The organism is Halorientalis pallida, assembly GCF_004118325.1.
Lineage (GTDB): Archaea > Halobacteriota > Halobacteria > Halobacteriales > Haloarculaceae > Halorientalis > Halorientalis pallida.
The window spans coordinates 334,049-351,906 of record NZ_RDFA01000002.1 but is presented as its reverse complement, the minus strand read 5'-3'; the positions used below and the strand labels follow the sequence as shown (position 1 = coordinate 351,906).

17 protein-coding genes and 1 pseudogene are annotated in these 17,858 nt (G+C 68.4%); 7 read left to right on the top strand and 11 right to left on the bottom strand.

Annotation, left to right across the window (positions count from 1 at the left end):
• Positions 1 to 27 precede the first annotated feature (27 nt).
• Positions 28 to 2,088 carry an excinuclease ABC subunit UvrB gene (gene uvrB, locus EAF64_RS06965; RefSeq protein WP_129068257.1) on the top strand — a complete coding sequence of 687 codons (2,061 nt, stop codon included), beginning with the start codon at positions 28 to 30 and terminating at the stop codon, positions 2,086 to 2,088.
• Between the two features lie 80 nt (positions 2,089 to 2,168).
• On the opposite strand, the gene EAF64_RS06960 is transcribed toward uvrB, so the two are convergent.
• Positions 2,169 to 2,354, bottom strand: coding sequence for a hypothetical protein (locus tag EAF64_RS06960; protein WP_129068256.1), 186 nt, complete (start codon positions 2,352 to 2,354; stop codon positions 2,169 to 2,171).
• A gap of 217 nt (positions 2,355 to 2,571) precedes the next feature.
• Here EAF64_RS06960 and EAF64_RS06955 point away from each other — a divergent pair, with 217 nt between their 5' ends.
• A complete protein-coding gene (locus EAF64_RS06955) occupies positions 2,572 to 3,681 on the top strand; it encodes a sulfite exporter TauE/SafE family protein (protein WP_129068255.1) in 1,110 nt (369 codons plus the stop codon).
• Positions 3,682 to 3,720: 39 nt separating this feature from the next.
• Positions 3,721 to 4,158 carry a universal stress protein gene (locus EAF64_RS06950; RefSeq protein WP_129068254.1) on the top strand — a complete coding sequence of 146 codons (438 nt, stop codon included), beginning with the start codon at positions 3,721 to 3,723 and terminating at the stop codon, positions 4,156 to 4,158.
• A 2-nt stretch (positions 4,159 to 4,160) separates the two neighbouring features.
• On the opposite strand, the gene EAF64_RS06945 is transcribed toward EAF64_RS06950, so the two are convergent.
• From EAF64_RS06945 to EAF64_RS06925, 5 genes are all read right to left on the bottom strand, one after another.
• Positions 4,161 to 4,964, bottom strand: a complete 804-nt coding sequence (locus EAF64_RS06945) for an MOSC domain-containing protein (RefSeq protein WP_129068253.1) — start codon at positions 4,962 to 4,964, stop codon at positions 4,161 to 4,163.
• An 86-nt stretch (positions 4,965 to 5,050) separates the two neighbouring features.
• Positions 5,051 to 6,220: an SPFH domain-containing protein gene (locus tag EAF64_RS06940; RefSeq protein ID WP_129068252.1), complete on the bottom strand. Its 1,170-nt coding sequence runs from the start codon at positions 6,218 to 6,220 to the stop codon at positions 5,051 to 5,053.
• A 112-nt stretch (positions 6,221 to 6,332) separates the two neighbouring features.
• Positions 6,333 to 8,084, bottom strand: coding sequence for a hypothetical protein (locus EAF64_RS06935; RefSeq protein WP_129068251.1), 1,752 nt, complete (start codon positions 8,082 to 8,084; stop codon positions 6,333 to 6,335).
• Between the two features lie 295 nt (positions 8,085 to 8,379).
• Positions 8,380 to 10,137, bottom strand: a complete 1,758-nt coding sequence (locus tag EAF64_RS06930; RefSeq protein WP_129068250.1) for an excinuclease ABC subunit C — start codon at positions 10,135 to 10,137, stop codon at positions 8,380 to 8,382.
• A gap of 34 nt (positions 10,138 to 10,171) precedes the next feature.
• On the bottom strand, positions 10,172 to 10,975 hold the full coding sequence (locus tag EAF64_RS06925; protein WP_129068249.1) for a hypothetical protein: 804 nt from the start codon (positions 10,973 to 10,975) through the stop codon (positions 10,172 to 10,174).
• Between the two features lie 100 nt (positions 10,976 to 11,075).
• Here EAF64_RS06925 and EAF64_RS06920 point away from each other — a divergent pair, with 100 nt between their 5' ends.
• Both EAF64_RS06920 and EAF64_RS06915 read left to right on the top strand, forming a co-directional pair.
• On the top strand, positions 11,076 to 11,342 hold the full coding sequence (locus tag EAF64_RS06920; RefSeq protein ID WP_129068580.1) for a hypothetical protein: 267 nt from the start codon (positions 11,076 to 11,078) through the stop codon (positions 11,340 to 11,342).
• Positions 11,342 to 11,605 carry a hypothetical protein gene (locus EAF64_RS06915; RefSeq protein WP_129068248.1) on the top strand — a complete coding sequence of 88 codons (264 nt, stop codon included), beginning with the start codon at positions 11,342 to 11,344 and terminating at the stop codon, positions 11,603 to 11,605. Before EAF64_RS06920 ends, EAF64_RS06915 begins: the two co-directional genes overlap by 1 nt.
• A gap of 81 nt (positions 11,606 to 11,686) precedes the next feature.
• Here the strand turns inward: EAF64_RS06915 and EAF64_RS06910 are convergent, their stop codons facing one another.
• The 3 genes from EAF64_RS06910 to ligA form a co-directional block, all read right to left on the bottom strand.
• Entirely contained in the window at positions 11,687 to 12,157 is a 471-nt protein-coding gene (locus EAF64_RS06910) for a hypothetical protein (protein ID WP_129068247.1), read from the bottom strand.
• 559 nt (positions 12,158 to 12,716) lie between these two features.
• Positions 12,717 to 13,112: a hypothetical protein gene (locus EAF64_RS06905; protein WP_129068246.1), complete on the bottom strand. Its 396-nt coding sequence runs from the start codon at positions 13,110 to 13,112 to the stop codon at positions 12,717 to 12,719.
• A gap of 37 nt (positions 13,113 to 13,149) precedes the next feature.
• Entirely contained in the window at positions 13,150 to 15,228 is a 2,079-nt protein-coding gene (gene ligA, locus EAF64_RS06900; protein WP_129068245.1) for an NAD-dependent DNA ligase LigA, read from the bottom strand.
• 163 nt (positions 15,229 to 15,391) lie between these two features.
• Between ligA and EAF64_RS20855 the strand changes: the two genes are divergently transcribed.
• Both EAF64_RS20855 and EAF64_RS06895 read left to right on the top strand, forming a co-directional pair.
• Entirely contained in the window at positions 15,392 to 15,544 is a 153-nt protein-coding gene (locus EAF64_RS20855; protein WP_193767600.1) for a hypothetical protein, read from the top strand.
• Positions 15,541 to 15,929, top strand: a pseudogene (locus EAF64_RS06895) (type II toxin-antitoxin system VapC family toxin). Before EAF64_RS20855 ends, EAF64_RS06895 begins: the two are co-directional and overlap by 4 nt.
• A gap of 13 nt (positions 15,930 to 15,942) precedes the next feature.
• On the opposite strand, the gene EAF64_RS06890 reads toward EAF64_RS06895, so the two are convergent.
• Positions 15,943 to 17,052 carry a pyridoxal-phosphate-dependent aminotransferase family protein gene (locus EAF64_RS06890; RefSeq protein ID WP_129068244.1) on the bottom strand — a complete coding sequence of 370 codons (1,110 nt, stop codon included), beginning with the start codon at positions 17,050 to 17,052 and terminating at the stop codon, positions 15,943 to 15,945.
• 63 nt (positions 17,053 to 17,115) lie between these two features.
• Positions 17,116 to 17,850: a hypothetical protein gene (locus tag EAF64_RS06885; RefSeq protein WP_129068243.1), complete on the bottom strand. Its 735-nt coding sequence runs from the start codon at positions 17,848 to 17,850 to the stop codon at positions 17,116 to 17,118.
• Positions 17,851 to 17,858 lie beyond the last annotated feature (8 nt).

Here is a 17,858-nt window from a genome sequence, read left to right as displayed (position 1 = left end):
AGTACCACCAGCCCAACTACCCGAACAATGAGCGACACCTCCGGCAGCCCCCTCTCGCCCGACCGTCCGGACGCTGACCGGGCGTTCCGCGTCGACGCGCCGTTCGACCCCGCGGGCGACCAGCCCGAGGCCATCGAACGACTGGCCGACGGCTTCCGCCAGGGCATGGACACACAGACCCTGCTGGGCGTCACCGGCTCGGGCAAGACCAACACCGTGTCGTGGGTGATCGAAGAGATCCAGAAGCCGACCCTCGTGATCGCCCACAACAAGACGCTGGCGGCCCAGCTGTACGAGGAGTTCCGGGAACTGTTCCCGGACAACGCCGTCGAGTACTTCGTCAGCTACTACGACTACTACCAGCCCGAGGCCTACGTCGAGCAGACGGACACCTTCATCGACAAGGACGCCTCCATCAACGACGAGATCGACCGCCTGCGCCACTCCGCGACCCGTTCGCTCCTGACGCGGGACGACGTGATCGTCGTCGCCTCCGTCTCGGCCATCTACGGTCTCGGTGACCCACGCAACTACGTCGACATGTCCCTCGAACTCAGGCAGGGGCAGACGATCGAACGCGACGAGCTGCTGGGCCGGCTGGTCGACCTCAACTACGAGCGCAACGACGTGGACTTCACGCAGGGGACCTTCCGTGTGCGGGGCGATACCCTGGAAATCTACCCGATGTACGGTCGCTACGCCGTCCGCGTGGAGTTCTGGGGCGACGAGATCGACCGGCTGGTGAAGATCGACCCGCTGGAAGGCGAGGTCAAGAGCCAGGACCCCGCCGTCCTGCTCCACCCGGCGGAACACTACTCGATCCCCGAACAGCGTCTCGAAGATGCCATCGCGGAGATCGAGGAGCTGATGGACCAGCGCGTGCGCTACTTCGAGCGCAACGGCGACGCCGTCGCCGCCCAGCGCATCGAGGAACGCACCACCTTCGATCTGGAGATGCTGAGAGAGACCGGCTACTGCTCGGGCATCGAGAACTACTCCGTCCACCTCTCGGACCGTGAATCGGGGGAAGCACCCTACACCCTGCTGGACTACTTCCCCGACGATTTCCTGACGGTGATCGACGAGTCCCACCAGACGGTCCCGCAGATTCGCGGGCAGTACGAGGGGGACAAATCGCGCAAGGAGAGCCTGGTCGAGAACGGCTTTCGCCTGCCGACCGCGTTCGACAACCGCCCGCTGACCTTCGACGAGTTCGAGGACACGACCGGCAGGACGCTGTTCGTGAGCGCGACGCCGGGCGACTACGAGCGCGAGCAAAGCGAGCAGGTGGTCGAACAGATCGTCCGGCCGACCCACCTCGTCGACCCGGCCGTCGAGATCGCCGACGCGACCGGGCAGGTCGACGACCTGATGGACCGGATCGACGACCGCGTCGAACGGGACGAGCGCGTCCTCGTGACGACGCTCACCAAGCGCATGGCCGAGGACCTCACCGAGTACCTCGAAGAGGCCGGCGTCGACGTGGCGTACATGCACGACGAGACCGACACGCTCGAACGCCACGAGTTGATCCGCTCGCTGCGCCTGGGCGAGATCGACGTGCTCGTCGGCATCAACCTCCTCCGGGAGGGACTGGACATCCCCGAGGTCTCGCTGGTCGCGATCCTCGACGCCGACCAGGAGGGCTTCCTCAGGAGCGAGACGACGCTCGTCCAGACGATGGGGCGGGCCGCGCGAAACGTCAACGGCGAGGTGGTGCTGTACGCCGACGACGTGAGTTCGGCCATGGAGTCGGCCATCGAGGAGACCAGCCGTCGCCGCGAGATTCAACAGGAGTACAACGACGAACACGGCTTCGAGCCGACGACCATCGACAAACCCGTCGGCGAGACCAACCTCCCCGGTGCCAAGACCGACACCGGCGGCGTCTCCGGGATGGCCCCCGACGACGAGGACGAGGCCCAGCAGTTGATCGCCGACCTGCAGGAGCGGATGGCCGAGGCCGCCGACAATCTGGAGTTCGAACTCGCGGCGGACATCCGTGACCGCATCCGTGAACTCCGTCAGGAGTACGAGCTACAGGACGCCGAGGAGGGTGTCGTCCCGGAACCGGCCGAGGAGTTCTGAGCCGGCGGCTGCCGGGGACGGAGTCGCGACTCACGAACGACCGAACGGAAAAAACCGCAAACCGTGACTGCGCCGTGTGGCTATCTCCGAGCCTCGACCCGCATCTCGACGTAGCGGCGCGACCACTCCCGGCTGAACCGCGCCAGCTTCTCGCGGAGACCGGTCGCCGGGGGCTCCGCTGTCGGGGGGAGAGACTCCGAGTCCATACGGCGCTGCTCGTTCGCGGACTGCTCGGCCTCCTCTAGAAGTCCCTCCTTAAGGCTCATTACACACACTAGTTTATTCGGGTCTGTAATAAATATTCGGGGACCACACCCGACGGTGGACGTGTCGGCAGCTATTGCCGTCGATGGTGGCAACGAAATCAACGGTTCGGCACTGTCGACGGAAAAATTGCCGCTTGTGTCCGGTTCTCGTGGCTCACGGTCCGAGCAAACGACAAGGCCTTTGTAAGGCAATTCCCAAACCGGGAGTCAAGACTCAATGACCGCCTCGTCAAGGTCCAGTCGGTTCCAGAAGACGTTCCTGCGGTACCAGCATTTCTTCGTGTTCGCAGCCCCGATCATCTTCGTGCCCCTCGTGCTTCTGTTCGCCCCGACCACGGGGAGCGGCACGGAGTACTGGCTCCGGTTCTGGTGGCTGTTCCCGTTTTTCCTGCTGGGAGCGACCACCGTCAATACCGTCGGCATCAGCGGGTCGGCACTTTTCGTGCCGTTTTTCATCTTCCTGTACCCGCTGCTTGCGGGCGTCCTCGCGCCCGACGCGCTCCTAGAGCCGCCGCTCACCACCGAGACGCTCGTGAAGGTCAGCCTCATCAGCGAGTCGTTCGGCCTGTCCAGTTCGGCCATCGCGTTCGTCCGGCACGGACTCGTCGACCGGCGACTGGCACTCACCCTCGTCGGCGGCAGTATCCCCTTCGTCGTCGCCGGCGCACTCCTGTCGTTCTTCATCCCCGGGTGGCTGTTCCACGCGGCGCTGGGTGCGGCTCTCCTGACGGCCGCGTATCTCATGTTCAAGGCCGACCTCAGTCACGACGAACCGTCCAGTGACGAGACGGAGGTCACGACGGACGGCGGGCCCGACCGGGATCTGCCCGACGACGCGAATAAACTCGGACCCGCCGGTGTCGACGCCGACGACGAGGGACAGATCACGCGAGTCGACACACAGGGAGACACCTACGAGTACACGTGGTCGGGCTACCTCGAACGTTTCGCCAACTACAGCGTCGGTGGCACGTTCCAGGGGCTGGCCGGGTTCGGTATCGGTGAACTCGGGATCATCTCCCAGCTCCGGACGAAGGTCCCGACCAAGGTGGCGATCGGAACCAACCACATCGTCGTCGCGGTCACGGCGGTGCTGGCGTCGCTCGTCCACGTCTTCGCCGGGACCGTCGTCCCCGGTATCCACGCGCTGAGCATCGCGGAGACGCCCTGGAACATGGTCGTGTTCACCGTCCCCGCGACGGTTACCGGCGGGCAGATCGCCCCCTACGTCTCCAGCGCGCTCGACACGCGAACGCTACAGAAGGGTGTTGGCGTCCTCTTCGCCGTCATCTCGATCGCGCTCTTCCTGATGTCCGGCGGCTTCTGATCCCCGCTGCTTTTGCCCGCGGCCCGACACGGCGTCAGTATGTACCAGCACATTCTCCTCCCGACCGACGGCAGCGAAGGCGTCGCGGCCGCGGCCGACCACGCCGCGGCCGTCGCCGAACGGTTCGACGCCACGGTCCACGTCCTCTCGGTCGCCGACACGCGCAACCGCTTCGAGAGCCCCAGCAGCGGGCTCTCGTCGAAAGTCTGGGACGAAGCCGAACACGATCGCGCCGAGGCCGCCGTGGAGGCAGCCGTCGACGCGCTTCCGGACGACGTGCCCGTCGAGACCCACGTCGCCGAGGGCGTCCCGAAGACCGAGATTCTCGACGCTATCGACCGTCTCCCCGTCGACATCGTCGTGATGGGCACCCACGGCCGCACCGGGATCGACCACTACCTCATCGGGAGCGTGGCCGAGAAAGTCGTCCGCAAATCCCCGATTCCGGTGCTGACCGTCCGACTCGACGAGGACTGACCTCAGAACTCGGACGCCCGCACGCCCTCGACCGTCACCTCGTCGTCCACCGCGACCTCGGTGTCCCGCGACGCCTCGGGGACCACCGTGTTCAGCATGAGCCGATAGGGGTGGTCGAACCGCTCGGAGGCCGTCCACTCCGGGAGCGTCGCCTCCCGGCGCTCGACGAACCGCTCGCGGAAGTCCGCCATCTCTTCACCCGTGTCCGGGTCCCGCGTCGGGACGACACACCGCTGGCACGGGTTGACGCCGTGGAACCGGCAGTTCCCGACCGTGAACGCCACGACCTCGCCGTGGTCGGCGAACAGCCGATCCTCCCAGAACGGCTCTGTACTTCCGATCTCGACGTTGGCCCGCAACCGCCGCCGGACGTTCTCCGGCGGGAGGTCGAACCAGTCCGCGACCGCCCGCACGGTCCCCGTGCTGATCACCGTCGGCCCGTGTAACTCCTCGTCGTCCGGATAGCCGCCCGCGTCGTCACGTTCGACGGTGACTGGTTCCCCGAAGAAGTCGGTGAGCCACTCGCCACAGGCTGCCCGGCCCGCCTCGTCGCGGAGCCCGAAGGTGTGGCGCTCGTCGTCGCCGTGCCGACCGACCGTCAGTTCGTGGATCGCAGGGTCGAACGACGACCGGAGTCGGTGGATCTGCGCGGTGGCTTTCCCGTTGACGTACTCGCCGTCGGCGTCGAACAGGGCGTACTCGCGGTCGAGTTCGAGCGCGCCCCGCGGACCGACGGTGGCGCTGTCGAGTGCCAGCCCGTCCAGCGATTTGACGGGAAAGACCGTGATGCGCGAGAGCGTGGGCATCGTGTCGAGCGATTCGTGGTCCCCAGGCTCAATAGTTGCGATCCCGAACGCACGACGGCACAGGGGCCGAATCGGTGGCCGTTCGGTCAGTCGTCACCGTCGGCGGCCGCGTCGGCAGTCTCGGCCTCGGCGGTCCCCGTCGGTCGCTCTGCGTCCGTATCGAGTTCCTCGAGGGTCTCCGCGATGTCGTCGAGGCCGAGCATCTCGCGGGTCTCGGCGTCGAACTCCAGACTCTCGAGGGTCCCCTCGCCGCCGGTCTGCACGTCGCTCCCGGTGAGGTGCTTGCCGTAGCGTCCGACCAGGGAGGACAGTTCCTGGGGCAGGACGTACGTCGTCGACGGGTTCTGACCGATGCTCGACAGCGTCTCCATTCCCTTGTCGACGATCGCGCGCTCGCCCATGGACTCGGCGGACCGCGCACGGAGCACCGTGGAGATGGCGTCACCCTGGGCTTCGAGGATCTGACTCTGCTTCTCGCCCTGGGCCCGGATGATGTCGGACTGTTTGTCCCCCTGGGCGCGCTCGATGGCCGACCGCCGTTCCCCCTGTGCTTCGAGGATCATGGCGCGCCGGCGACGCTCGGCGGCGGTCTGTTGCTCCATCGCGTTCTCCACGTCGGCGGAGGGTTTCACCTCGCGGACCTCGACGGACTCGACGCGGACCCCCCACTCGTCGGTCGGGTCGTCCAGTTCACGCCGGATGGCCGCGTTGATCTCGTTGCGTTTGCTCAGCGTGTCGTCCAGTTCCATGTCGCCGAGCACTGCCCGGAGCGTCGTCTGGGCGAGGTTCGAGACCGCCCGGTTGTAGTCTTCGACCTCCAGAAACGCCTTCTTGGCGTCCATCACCTTCACGTAGATGACGGCGTCGGCGGTCACGGGCGAGTTGTCGCGGGTGATCGCCTCCTGCTGGGGCACGTCCAGCGTCTGGGTCCGCATGTCGAAACTGTAGGTCGTCGAGACGAACGGCGGCACGAAGTTGATCCCCGGTTCGAGCGTCCGCCGGTAACTCCCCAGCACCGTCAGCACCTGCTTCTCGTAGGCCTGCACGATGGCGACCGCGCTGTTGATCGCCACGATGGCGATGGTCAACAGGAGGATTCCCACGAGTTCCGTCCCACCGATCACGTCGAAGACGAAGAGGACGACGGCGAAGACCGCGAGCGTGGCCGCGAGTCCGCGCGGCGAGGCCGGCGACCCCCCGCTCGCGCTCGCTCGCCCGAGCTTGTACGCGAGACTCTCCCGGCCCCCGTCTGTCATAACTGTGCTTTCGACGCCCTGCGGGTTAACTGTTGGTGGACGTCGCGATCCGTCCGGCTCGCGGTTCCACCGTTCGCCCGGTCGGGGACGCGAGCGAAGCGTGCGTCTTCTGTCAATCGTCCGCGGTTTCACCCGCGCCGTCGAGCTCCGGGTTCGGGCCGCCCTCGAAGACGAAGCCGGTCTCGGTCTCCGCGTCGGGCACCGAGCCGTCGCTGTCGAGCGTGATCACGTCCTCGTCGGAGTCGTTGTCGAAGACGAACCCGCCCGCGTCGCCCGCGTCGCCCTCGTGCTCGTCGAACGTGAACGCCGCGCCCGTGCCGGCCGAGTCGTCGGGATCGAACGCGCTCTCGCCGAACACGTCGCGTGCTTCCGAACTGGGCTCGTCGGCCGTCACCGACCCGGTGCCGGCCGGCTGAGGCAACCCGTCGTCGTCCGATCCGGGCCCACCGTAGTGTCGGTAGACGACCGCGCCGGTGCCGGCCGCCAGGACGAGGAGCAACGCCGACCCGGCCGCGACCGGGATGCCGTCGCCGCCCGCCCCGTCCTCACCGGCCGGATCGGCGGCCGCTTCCGCGTCGCCCTCCTCCTGCACGCTGGGATCACGGGGCGCGTAATCGTACGGGTCCGGGACGCCGTCACCGTCCGAGTCCGCGAACTGCACGCTGCTGTCGTTCGGTGCGTGATCCCGTGCGTTGACGACGCCGTCGCCGTCCGAGTCGAACAACGTCGAATCCGGTCCGCCCAGCGGCGTCGACGAGTCGGTCGCGGCCTCCCCGGTGCCGGCGGACTGTGAGCCGCTCCCGCCCGACGCGCCCCCCTCACTGGTCAGCCCGAGCCGTTCGCGCACGTCCGGCGGGAAACACTCGACGTACTCCGCCGGGACCATCGTCCGGAACTGCGCGGCCGACATCTTCTCGAGCGTCTCGTTCACGTCCTCCCGGATGGTTTCGGCCGGCGGACAGTCCACACCGCCGTCCGTCCCCGTCCCGGTCCCGGTGTTGCCCCCCGATCCGGCCGCGGTGTCGGTGCCCGTCGACACCGCGGACGCGTTCGTGCCACCGTTCAGCGTCGCCTTCACGTCCGCTGGCAGACAGTCCTCGTACTCCTCGGGGATCTGTGCGCGGACCGTGGCGGGCGACGACCCCGCCAGCGCCGTCTCGACCGACTCGCGGATCTCCTCGTCCGACGGGCAGTCGACGCCGCTCGTGCCGTCGCCGGCCGTATCGTTGGCCGTGTCGTCGGTGCCGGTCCCGCTCCCGTCGTCGTCCCCGATGTTCAGGTCGTCTCTGACGTCTGCGGGGAGACAGTCGATCTCCTCGTCGGTGAACTCCGCCCGCACCTCGGCCTTGGAGTTCTCGGCCAGGGCCGCGTTGACCTCGATCCGAATCACGTCGGCTGGCGGACAGCCATCGGTGCTGTCGGACCCCTCCGTCGAGCTGGTGTCGTCGGTCGAATTCGTCGCCTCGGTCGAGTTCGTGTCCGCAGTCGAGTCGGTCCCGTCAGTCTCGTTCCCGTCGCTCCCCGACGCCGAATCGTCAGTCTCGTTCCCGAGATCCAGCGCCGCCAGCACGTCCTCGGGGAGGCATCTGACAGCATCGGACGGAATGGTCGACCGGACCTCCTCGATGCTGCGAGTTTCCAGTCCGTCGAACACCTCTCGCCTGAGCGCGTCGGCCGGTGGACAGCCCGGGGCGACCGCGTCCGAGCCGTTGGTCGCGTTCCAGTCGGTGTCGTTCGACTGCGCGGCGACCGCCGTGCCGGCCGGTCCAGCGTTCCAGAGCGCGAGCCCCCCGAGGGCGGCGACGCAGAGGAGGACGACGACCGCGCCGATCTGCGGCCAGGCTCGTCCGTCGTCAGGTCGCATCTCTCGGTCCCCTTCCCGACCGACCGCGCGCGTGCTGTCGGCGTTCCCGCCGTGTCCCCCCGGACTGACACCCCCACGCCGCCCGGCCGGCCGTCTCGACCCGCCGCCGGTCCCCGAGCGCCGGAGCATCCGTAACGCTCGCGCCGTTCGCTCCCCGCCCCATGTTCGTATTTATATCATGCTACAACTCCTTAGAATTTCCGCACCGAAGTACGAACGAAACGAACCCTGCAGGCAGCCGAATCGACGCGCCCCGTCATGATGTGCTACCATCATGTCGGCGGCTCGACTGCAGTCACAGACGCGAGGCGATGGTCTCGGCGGTCTTCTCGCCGACGCCGTCGACCTGCCGGAGCTGGTCGGGGTCGGCATCGCGGACGTTCTCGACGCTCCCGAACCGCCGGAGGAGTCGCCGGCGGGTCTCGGGGCCGACGCCAGGCACGTCGTCCAGCGCCGTCGACACGTCGTCGCGCAGGGACTGGTGGTACTGGACGGCGAAGCGGTGGGCCTCGTCGCGGACCCGCTGACACAGGTGGAGGTGGGGCGCGTCGTCGTCCCAGTCGTACGTTCCGGAGGCCGTGACCACCAGTTCCTCTTCCTTGGCGAGTGCGATGGCGGGCCGGTCCCACCCCGTCTCCGCGAGGGCGTCGCGGGCCGCGCCCAGTTGCCCGTCGCCGCCGTCGATCAACAGCAGGTCGGGGTCGGGGCGGTCGTCGCGGCCCTCGACGGCGCGCTCGGCCCGCCAGCGCACCAGCGCCCGCATGTTCGCGTAGTCGTCGTTGCGCTCCTCGAGTTTCCGCCGCCGGTAGTCGCTCTTCTCCGGGCTCCCGTCGACGAAGGTGACGTCGCTCCCGACGACGGCGCTGCCCTGCGCGTGGCTCACGTCGAACCCCTCGATGCGCTCGACGGGCGTGTCCAGCCCCAGCGCCTCGGCCAGCGCCGCCCCCTCGTCGCCCCGGGCACCGACGCCCCGGCGGGCGTTCTTCAGCGCCAGGTCGACCAGTTTGGCCTCCCGACCCGCGCCGGGTACCCTGAGGTCGACCCCTTCGGCGGCGAGCCAGGCGTCGAGTTCGGGGTCGTCGGGTCGCTCGGACAGCAGGATGGCGTCGGGCAACTCCCGCTCGGCGTAGTACTGCGGGACGAACGCCGCGAACACCGCCCCGATCCGGGTTTCGCCGCCGTCGCCGTCCGGTGCGGCCAGCGTATGCCGTTCCCGCTCGACGAGTTGCCCGTCGGCGGCGTGGAGGCGCGCGACGGTCGCCTCGTCGCCCTCGACGGTCGCGCCCAGCACGTCCACCGCGCGCTCCCGGTCGCTCCCGCCGGCGCTGACGGCCTCGCCACCCTCTCCGTGGAACGCCTCGACGGCTTCCAGCCGGTCCCGGAGGTTCGCGGCGCGCTCGAACGCTTCCGCCTGGGCGGCTCGCTCCATCTCGCGCCCGATGGGGTCGGCCAGCACACCCGTCTCGCCCTCGAAGAACCGCCGGACGCTCACCACGTCCTCTGTGTACGCTTCGCGTCCGATCTCGCCGGTACAGGGCGCGGTACAGAGCCCGACCTCGTAGTCCAGACACGGCCGGTCGCGGTTGGCGTACTTGTGGTCGGAACACCCGCGCAGACCGTAGGTCTCCCGCAGGGCCTTGACGACCGTCTCCACCCGGCCCTTGTCGGTGAACGGGCCGTAGACGGTCGCGTCGTCGTCCGGATCGCGGGTGATCTCGATCCGGGGCCTGTCGTGAGCGGTCAACTGCACCAGCGGGTAGGACTTGTCGTCTTTCAGCCGGACGTTGTACCGTGGCTGGTGGCGCTTGATGAGGTTGGCCTCCAGCAGGAGTGCCTGTGTCTCCGTGTCGGTGACGGCCACGTCCAGGTCGGTGGCCCGTTCGACCATCCGGCGGATGCGTTCGCTCCGCGGGTCCGTGTACGAGCGCACTCGGTCACGCAGGTCGACGGCCTTCCCGACGTACAGCACGGTCCCCGAGTCGGTGAGAAACCGGTACGTCCCCGGCTCGCGGGGCAGGTCGGCCGCACGCGCCCGGACCTCGCTCGGGTCCATCTCGGAGGCCGTACGGCCCCGCGGGGTATGTGGATTACTCTTCGTCGTCGAAGTCCAGACTCTCCTCGGCGGTCGCGTCCGGGTTCGCCCCCTCGTCCGGGTCGTCGCCGCTCTCGGGACCGTCGTCGTCCGCGGGGGCGTCGACGGCCGGTCGGGCGACCGTCCGGCCCGTAGCCTCCGTGTCGGCGGTCAGCGAGTCCCGGATGGTCCCGAGCGTCCCGCGGTCGGGCGCGTCCCGTTCGCCGCCCGCGTCCGTCGGTTCGCCCGCCGCCCCGTCTGCGAGGTGTCGCTGGAGTCGCGCGACTGCGTCACCCCGCGCCGACGCCGGAACGTGCAGGTCGGCACCGCCGGCGACCGTCAGCCGGATCGTCTTCGTTCGGCTCTCGACGTACATCCCCAACGCGCCAAGCGCCACCGCGAGCGCCAGCAGACCGCCCACCAGTAACACCTGGTCGAGCAGCCCGAGCAGTCGCGACACCTGCTGTAACACGGTGAGCATGCCGCCCATGCCGACCCGGCTGGCACCCTGCCCGCCGATGCCACCGAGATCGAGGAGGCTCCCGAAGTCGACGGTCAGGCCGAGCGCGACGCCCGCGACCCCGGCCAGGGCGGCCCTGGCGACGTAGCCGAGCCAGCCCGTGTCGCTCGTCGTGTCGGTGACGACACCCTCGACGTTGGGTCGCTCGACCGACCGGAAGTTCGCCCCGTCGCTCTCGGGTGTGAACGCGAACACGCGCTGGGTGGTGACGACGACACCGCTGGTCCCGATCGGCACGGCCGTTTCGATCGTCTCGCCGTGGCGGAGCCGCTCGCTCGCCCGTTCCTCCCAGCGCGCCATCGGCTCCGGGTTGGCGAGGCGTTCACATGAATCTGACGCGCGACTCGACCGCGGAGCCGCGATGAGTGGATACAAGCCGACCGGCCCACAACGCGTCGCCATGACCGACGGCACCGAACGGGTCTGGCTCGTCGAGCGCGAGTACAGCGACAAGGGACTGCTCACGCTCGTCTACGCCACGCCCGACGGCGAGCGCTACATGCAGAGCAACCGCTCATCGAACATGCTCCAGGGCAGCGGCGTCACCGCCGCCAAGGAGGCCACCGCCGACCAGCTGAAACCGGTCGAGGACCTCGACCTGCGCGAGCGCTACGCCAGCGAGGCCGCTCGCGTCGCCGAGAACAACGACCCCGACGACGAAATCTGATGCCCGACGATACCGTCCGCGTCTGGCTCGTCGCCCGCGAGTACGAACACGAGGACATGGTGACGCTCGTCTACGCGACGTCCGACGGCGAACGGGCCGTCTTCCAGCAGCGCTCGACGCGGATGCTGTTCGACTCGACGGTTACGGCGGGCCTCGACGTCGAGCCCGACCGGCTGGAAGCCGTCGATCCAGAGGACCGCGACCGCTACGCGAACGAGGCCGACCGGATGGCCGAGCGACACGACCCGGACGACGAGGTCTGACGCCGCTCGGGCGCGTCCGTCGATGGACGGCTGGACCCGCCGCCGGCGACGCGGCGACGGGTCGTCACCTCGGCGCTCTCGCTACGGCGGTTCGCGCGGCCAGTGCCCCGGATCGTACTCGATCGGGTTGGCCGGGTAGCCCGGCCGGATGGTCGGCCGCCAGGGATTGCGCTGGGTGCCGATCTCACCGAGGGTTTCGGGAACCTCCAGCCCGACCGCAGCGAACGGACGGTTCTGCTCGTAGGCCGCCTGGACTTTCTCCGGGAACCGTTCGGACAGATGCGCGACGTACCGCTGCTCCTCGGCCGTGAGGTAGCGTCCGGTGTCCGGGTCGCGCTCGTACTCCGTCGCCTGCTGTCCCGATAGCACGGGGAGCGGCGACTGCCAGAGGTCACGCTGCGTGCCTGGTTCACCGAGGGTCGACGGGACGTCGAGCCCGACCGCCGAGAACGGGAGGTTCTGTGCGTAGGCCTGTTCGACCTGCTGGGGGTGTCGCAGTGCGAGCATCGTCACGGCCTGGTGTTCCTCGGGCGTGAGAAACCGGCCGGTCACGGGGTCGCGTCCGTACTGCAGAAACCGCTGGTTGCCCAGCACTGGGCCCTGCGGAAATTGCCGTCGCGGCTGTGGCTGTGGCACCTGTGGCCGCGGCTGTGGCGGCTGGGGTTCCTGGGGTGGCTGTGGCTCCGCCGGTTGTGGCTGTTGTGGAGCCCGTGGCTGCGACGAGGGGGGCTGGACGAACTCCGGCCACGGCCGTGGGAACGGCGGCCGCGGAAACTCGGGCCACGGGACCGGAAACGGTGGCCGTGGAAAGTCCGGCCACGGCTGAAACGCCTGCGGTCCGGGCTCCGGGGTCTGGGGTCGTCGCCGTGGGAACTCCGGTTGCTCCGGGCGCGACTGCGGGTCCGGCTGTTCGGGCAACTGCTGTGGCTGGGGGGGTTGAAACGATTGCTGGCTCATAGGTATCACGGCCTCGCGGCGGTGGCCGCGTTCGGGCGTTCTCCGAACCAACCGATAAACCCGCGCGACCGTCCCACCGACGCGGCACGGGAAAGGTCGGGTTTTCTCGGCGAAGGGATGGATTTCCGATGGTCGTGCCAACACCGGCAACCGCTCACTCGACGTAGTCCCGGTGGGCCTGCGCCAGGTCGACGTTGCTCGGCAAGTAGTTCAGCGCGGGCCCCACGCTCCATATCGACGTGGTAACCAGCTCGTCGGCCGACTGTAGCTCTTCCCGTCGGGCGTCGTTCTCCATCCCGTCGAAGGGCGCCACGGACTCGACGGCGACAGGAATGACGAGCGTGACGTACGCCTGTTCCTCGCCGTCCGGTTGGAGACCGTTGTCGATGGTGCGCTCGTCAGCGGGGTGAACGTACGCCGAGCCGCCGTCGAACCGTAGCGACGGCCGACCGAGTGCGCTGGTCGCACCGAGGGTCAGAAGCCCGTCGACACCGGCGGCGAGGAGGTCGCGTCTGGTGAGTGTCCGGAGGGCGCCGAATCTGGAGGACACACTCGCGAGTACAGGGCCCGCGAAAAAGTCACTTGGGCTACAGCACGTCCCGCTCTTCCAGCAGGGCCAGGAACTGGTCCTCGTCGATCTCCGGTACGTCCTCGGCGTCGGCGTCCTCGCGTTTGTTCGTGCCCGGATTCTCGCCGACCACCAGATAGTCCGTGTTGCCCGAGACGCTGCTGGTGGCCGATCCGCCGTGGTTTTCGACGAGTTCCTGGGCCTCCGACCGGGTGAACTCGTCGAGCGACCCGGTGCACACGAACGTCAGCCCGTCCAGTTCGTCGCCGCCGTCGACCTCGACCGGCTGGGGGTCGACGCCCCGGTCGCGCAACTGTTCGATCACCTCGCGGTTGTGTTCCGAGGCGAAGAACTCCCGGATCTCCCGGGCGACGGTCGGGCCCACGTCGTCGACGGTCTGCAGTTCGTCGGCGTCGGCATCCATCACGGCGTCGAGGTCCCCGAACTCGCGGGCCAGCGATTTGGCGGTGCTGGGGCCGACCTCGGGGACGCCGATGGCCGCCAGGAAGTCCGGGAGCGGCGGCTCCCGGGCGGCCTCGATCTCGGCCAGCAGGTTCTCGGCGCTCGTCTCGCCCCACCCCTCCAGATCGGCCAGTGCCGCCCGGTCGAGGGCGTAGAGGTCGGGCAGCCCCTCGACCAGCCCGGCGTCCATGAGCTGGTCGATGCGTTCGGGGCCCAGCCCCTCGATGTCTAGCCCTGCGCGGCTGGCGTAGTGTTCGATGGCCCGTTCGAGTTGGGCGGGACAGGCCAGCCCGCCGGTGCAGTAGGCCATGGGCCCGTCGCGCTCGACGGCGCTGTCACAGGCCGGGCAGTGATCCGGGAACGAGAAGTGGCTCTCGGTGCGGTCCTCGACGACTGCCGACACGTCCGGGATCACGTCGCCGGCGCGTTTGACCCGCACCGAGTCACCGACGCCCACGCCCAGCCGCTCGATCTCCTCCGGGTTGTGGAGACTGGCCCGCGAGACCGTCACGCCGGAGACCTCGACGGGGTCCAGCAGAGCGACGGGTGTCAACCGCCCCGTCCGGCCGACCTGGACGACGATGTCGGTGACCCGGGTCACCTCTTCGCGGGCGGGGAACTTGTACGCGAAGGCCCACCGCGGGTGGCGGCTGGTCGCGCCGAGGATGTCTCGGGCCTCGCGGCCGTCGACCTTGACGACGACGCCGTCGATCTCGTAGGGCAACTCCTCGCGCCCGTCGAGCATCGCGTCCCGGTAGTCGATGGCCGCCTCGACGTCGTCGACGACCTCGACTTCCTCGGCCACCCGGAGGCCCCACTCCTGGAACGCCTCGAGGTCGGCCTGCTGGCTGTCCGTGCGTTCGCTGGCGTCCAGTACGCCGAAGAAGTACACCGAGAGCGGTCGCTCGGCCGTGATCGAGGGGTCGAGTTGCCGGAGCGTGCCCGCGGCGGCGTTGCGCGGGTTGGCGAAGGCGTCCTCGCCGCGCTCGACCCGTTCCTTGTTGTACTCCCGGAATGCCTCCTTGGGCATGTACACCTCACCCCGCACGGCGAGGAACTCGGGGTAGTCCCCGCGGAGTCGCTGGGGCACGCTCGGGATCGTGCGGACGTTCTCGGTCACGTCGTCGCCCTCTACGCCGTCGCCGCGGGTCGCCGCGCGCTGGTACTGGCCGTCCTCGTAGACGATCTCGACCGAGAGCCCGTCGAATTTGGGCTCACAGACGTACTGCAGGTCTTTCCCCCAGTCGCTGTCTGCCAGCCCGTCCCTGACTCGCTCGTCGAACTCTCTCACCTCGTCGGCCTCGCCGCTCTGATCGATCGAGAGCATCGGCGCCACGTGTTCGACCGACTCGAGTTCGTCGACGGGTTCGCCGCCGACCCGCCGGGTCGGGCTGTCCTCGGTTTCGAGGTCCAAGGCGTCTTCGAGGTCCTGCAACCGCGAGAAGAGCGCGTCGTAGGTGCGGTCGCCGATCACGGGATCGGTCTCCACGTAGTAGCGGTAGTCGTGATAGCGGATCGCCTCGCGCAACTGCCGGGCCTGCTCGCGGGCTCGGCTCCCGTCGATAGTAGCGACCGGCGCGAAGTCGGTGTCCGGGTCCGTGACGTAGGGGTTGTCCGCCGGTGCGTCCGCGTCCATACCGGCCCCTGTATCGGGCCCGTATAGAGTCCCGTGGTCTCCCGTCAGAGCCCGGCCACGTCCTCGATGGCGTCGGTGAGTTCCTCGGTGCTCTCGGAACCGTTCTGGACGGCTAGGTGGACCCACCAGCAGGTTTTTCCAAACAGCAGCACAACTGTCCTGTATGAGCCTCACGACGGACGATTTCGAGGATTTCATGCGTTCGGACCCGGGGGACGACGAGACGGTGCCGCTCGGTGATGCACTCGAGGAACTGGCGGTCGACATCGAAGTCGATTCCGTCGAGGCGGTCCGGGACGTTCGCGAGCGGCTATGAAGATACTTCTCGATACGAACGTCCTCGTGGCCGCAGTGACGAACGACACCGAGCGGTCCGATCTGGCTATCGAACTCCTCAGGGAGCCGACGACCCGTACGTCTCGGTGCTGAATCTGATGGAACTCCGGAGTGTCCTCTCGAAGAAAAAACAGTTCGAACGGAATCGAATCGACCGGATCGAGAACCGGATTACCGCTCGGACGACGGTCACGTTTCCGGACGCATCGGATATGCTCGAAGCGAACCGACTCCAGTCGGAAACACTCCTCTACCCGATGGACGCGCTCGTCCTCGCAGCAGCCGAGGCCGTCGACGCGACGCTGGTCTCGTTCGACAGTGAACTACTCGATCACGGTGCAAAACAGCCGGCTGACGTAGTGTAACGCTCTTCTCCCGTCAGAGCCCGGCCACGTCTTCGATGGCGTCGGTGAGCTCTTTGATGCTCTCGACGGTGTGTTCGCCCATGTGGCCGATGCGGAAGCTCTCCTCGCTGATATCGCCGTAGCCGCTGGAGAAGACCATGTCGTACTCCTCGGAGACGGCCTCGACGGTCTCGGCGACGTTGATGTCGCGCGTGTTCTCGACGCAGGTGACAGTTTGGGACTCGTAGCCCTCCTCGGGGAAGAGGCCGAAGTGTTCGCGGGCCCACTCGCGGGTGTACTCGGCCATCTCGCGGTGGCGCTGGTCGCGGGCCTCGTGGCCCTCCTCGAGCATGTGTTTCATCTGCTTGCGGTAGGCGAGCATGATCGGGATCGCCGGCGTGGAGTGGGTCTGCCCCTTCCGGTCGTAGTAGTCCAGACAGCGCTGGAAGCCGCCGTACCACGACGCGGACTCCTTGTCGAGTTCCCGCTCGTAGGCCGCGTCGCTGACGGTACAGACCGCCAGGCCGGGCGGCATGGCGAAGGCCTTCTGCGTGGAGGTGAAGATGCAGTCGATGTTGTGGGCCTCGATGTCGATCCGGTCGCCGCCGAGACAGGAGATGGCGTCGACGACGAAGTAGGTGTCCGGGTAGTCACCCAGCAGGTCGCCGATCTCCTCGACGGGGTTGCGGACGCCCGTCGAGGTCTCGTTCATGACGACGCCGACGGCGTCGTAGCCTTCGTCGCTCGATTCGAGGGCGTCGCGGACGTCCTCGGGCTTGACCGCCTTCCCCCAGTCGTACTCGATGCGGTCGACCTCCTTGCCGAGGCGCTCGGCCACGTTGGCCTGGCGCTCGCTGAAACTGCCGGAGGTCGGCACCAGCATGCGGTCCTCGACGAGGTTGAGCGTCGTGGCCTCCCAGAACTCGGTCCCCGAGGCCGTGAGGACGATCACGTCGTCGTCGGTGCCGAGGAACTCCTTGGTGTCCTCCACGATGGTCGTGTAGAGGTCCGTCATCCGGTCCATGCGGTGGCCGAACATCGGTTCCGCCATCGCCTCGATCACGTCGTCGCGGACCTCCGTCGGACCCGGGAGATACAGCGTCTTGTCGGGACAGTCGCCCGTGTATTCCTGTTTCTTGGTCACCGAAACCACCTGATACTGCCTACTCCTCGGCCGGGGGGCATGGTAGTTTTGATACCGTCGCGTTCACTCCGTCAGTCGTTCGGCCAGCGGATCGAGGTGGCCCCGCCCGACGACGGCCACCACGTCGCCCTCGGCGCGCAGGTCGGCGAGGCGGGCGGCCATACAGCGGTCACGCACGTCGTCGCGCACCCGGATCGGTTCGGGCGGATCGGCACACCGCAACAGCGTCAGGCTCCGGGTCAACTGCGAGCGCTCGTCGGCGGCTTGTGTCTCCGGAGGGTCGGCCAGCGTCGTCCCGTGCGTCACTGGGTCGTCGACCTCCAGGCGGAGGCCGGTCGTCGTGGCGACCGCCGCGCCGAGCCGACAGGCCGCGGCACTCCGGACGACGCCCAGGACGCTCCCGACCACGCGCGAGAGCGTCGCGGGCTCGGGACGTTCGGCGAGGACTCGGCGGGCGAGCGTCCACAGGAACGTGCCGTCGACGCCGTCGATACCGACGACGTGGGCGTCCTCGGCGGCGGCGATGGCGGCGCTGACCTCGCCGCCCATGGCCGGGAGGTCGCGGCCGTCGGCGGCGTAGCCCTCGAACAGCGGGAGAGCCAGCGGGGCGACTTCGACCGCGAGAACCGCTGGGTCGAGCGCGTCGACGAGTTCGCCGACCCGATAGCGACTCGCGGGGTGGTCGTGGACGACACCCACGAGCGTGACGGCGTGGGCGTCGTCGCCCGGCAGGTACCGGACGTGGTCGGTGTGCAGGCGGGGATCGTCACCGGTGTCGACAGGTAACTCGGCGGACATCGCGACTG

What these genes read in the sequence shown, in the direction of transcription:
- uvrB (WP_129068257.1), top strand. Translation starts at nt 28, where the DNA reads ATGAGCGACACCTCCGGCAGCCCCCTCTCGCCCGACCGTCCGGACGCT.
- EAF64_RS06960 (WP_129068256.1), bottom strand. Translation starts at nt 2,354, where the DNA reads ATGAGCCTTAAGGAGGGACTTCTAGAGGAGGCCGAGCAGTCCGCGAAC.
- EAF64_RS06955 (WP_129068255.1), top strand. Translation starts at nt 2,572, where the DNA reads ATGACCGCCTCGTCAAGGTCCAGTCGGTTCCAGAAGACGTTCCTGCGG.
- EAF64_RS06950 (WP_129068254.1), top strand. Translation starts at nt 3,721, where the DNA reads ATGTACCAGCACATTCTCCTCCCGACCGACGGCAGCGAAGGCGTCGCG.
- EAF64_RS06945 (WP_129068253.1), bottom strand. Translation starts at nt 4,964, where the DNA reads ATGCCCACGCTCTCGCGCATCACGGTCTTTCCCGTCAAATCGCTGGAC.
- EAF64_RS06940 (WP_129068252.1), bottom strand. Translation starts at nt 6,220, where the DNA reads ATGACAGACGGGGGCCGGGAGAGTCTCGCGTACAAGCTCGGGCGAGCG.
- EAF64_RS06935 (WP_129068251.1), bottom strand. Translation starts at nt 8,084, where the DNA reads ATGCGACCTGACGACGGACGAGCCTGGCCGCAGATCGGCGCGGTCGTC.
- EAF64_RS06930 (WP_129068250.1), bottom strand. Translation starts at nt 10,137, where the DNA reads ATGGACCCGAGCGAGGTCCGGGCGCGTGCGGCCGACCTGCCCCGCGAG.
- EAF64_RS06925 (WP_129068249.1), bottom strand. Translation starts at nt 10,975, where the DNA reads ATGGCGCGCTGGGAGGAACGGGCGAGCGAGCGGCTCCGCCACGGCGAG.
- EAF64_RS06920 (WP_129068580.1), top strand. Translation starts at nt 11,076, where the DNA reads ATGACCGACGGCACCGAACGGGTCTGGCTCGTCGAGCGCGAGTACAGC.
- EAF64_RS06915 (WP_129068248.1), top strand. Translation starts at nt 11,342, where the DNA reads ATGCCCGACGATACCGTCCGCGTCTGGCTCGTCGCCCGCGAGTACGAA.
- ligA (WP_129068245.1), bottom strand. Translation starts at nt 15,228, where the DNA reads ATGGACGCGGACGCACCGGCGGACAACCCCTACGTCACGGACCCGGAC.
- EAF64_RS20855 (WP_193767600.1), top strand. Translation starts at nt 15,392, where the DNA reads ATGAGCCTCACGACGGACGATTTCGAGGATTTCATGCGTTCGGACCCG.
- EAF64_RS06885 (WP_129068243.1), bottom strand. Translation starts at nt 17,850, where the DNA reads ATGTCCGCCGAGTTACCTGTCGACACCGGTGACGATCCCCGCCTGCAC.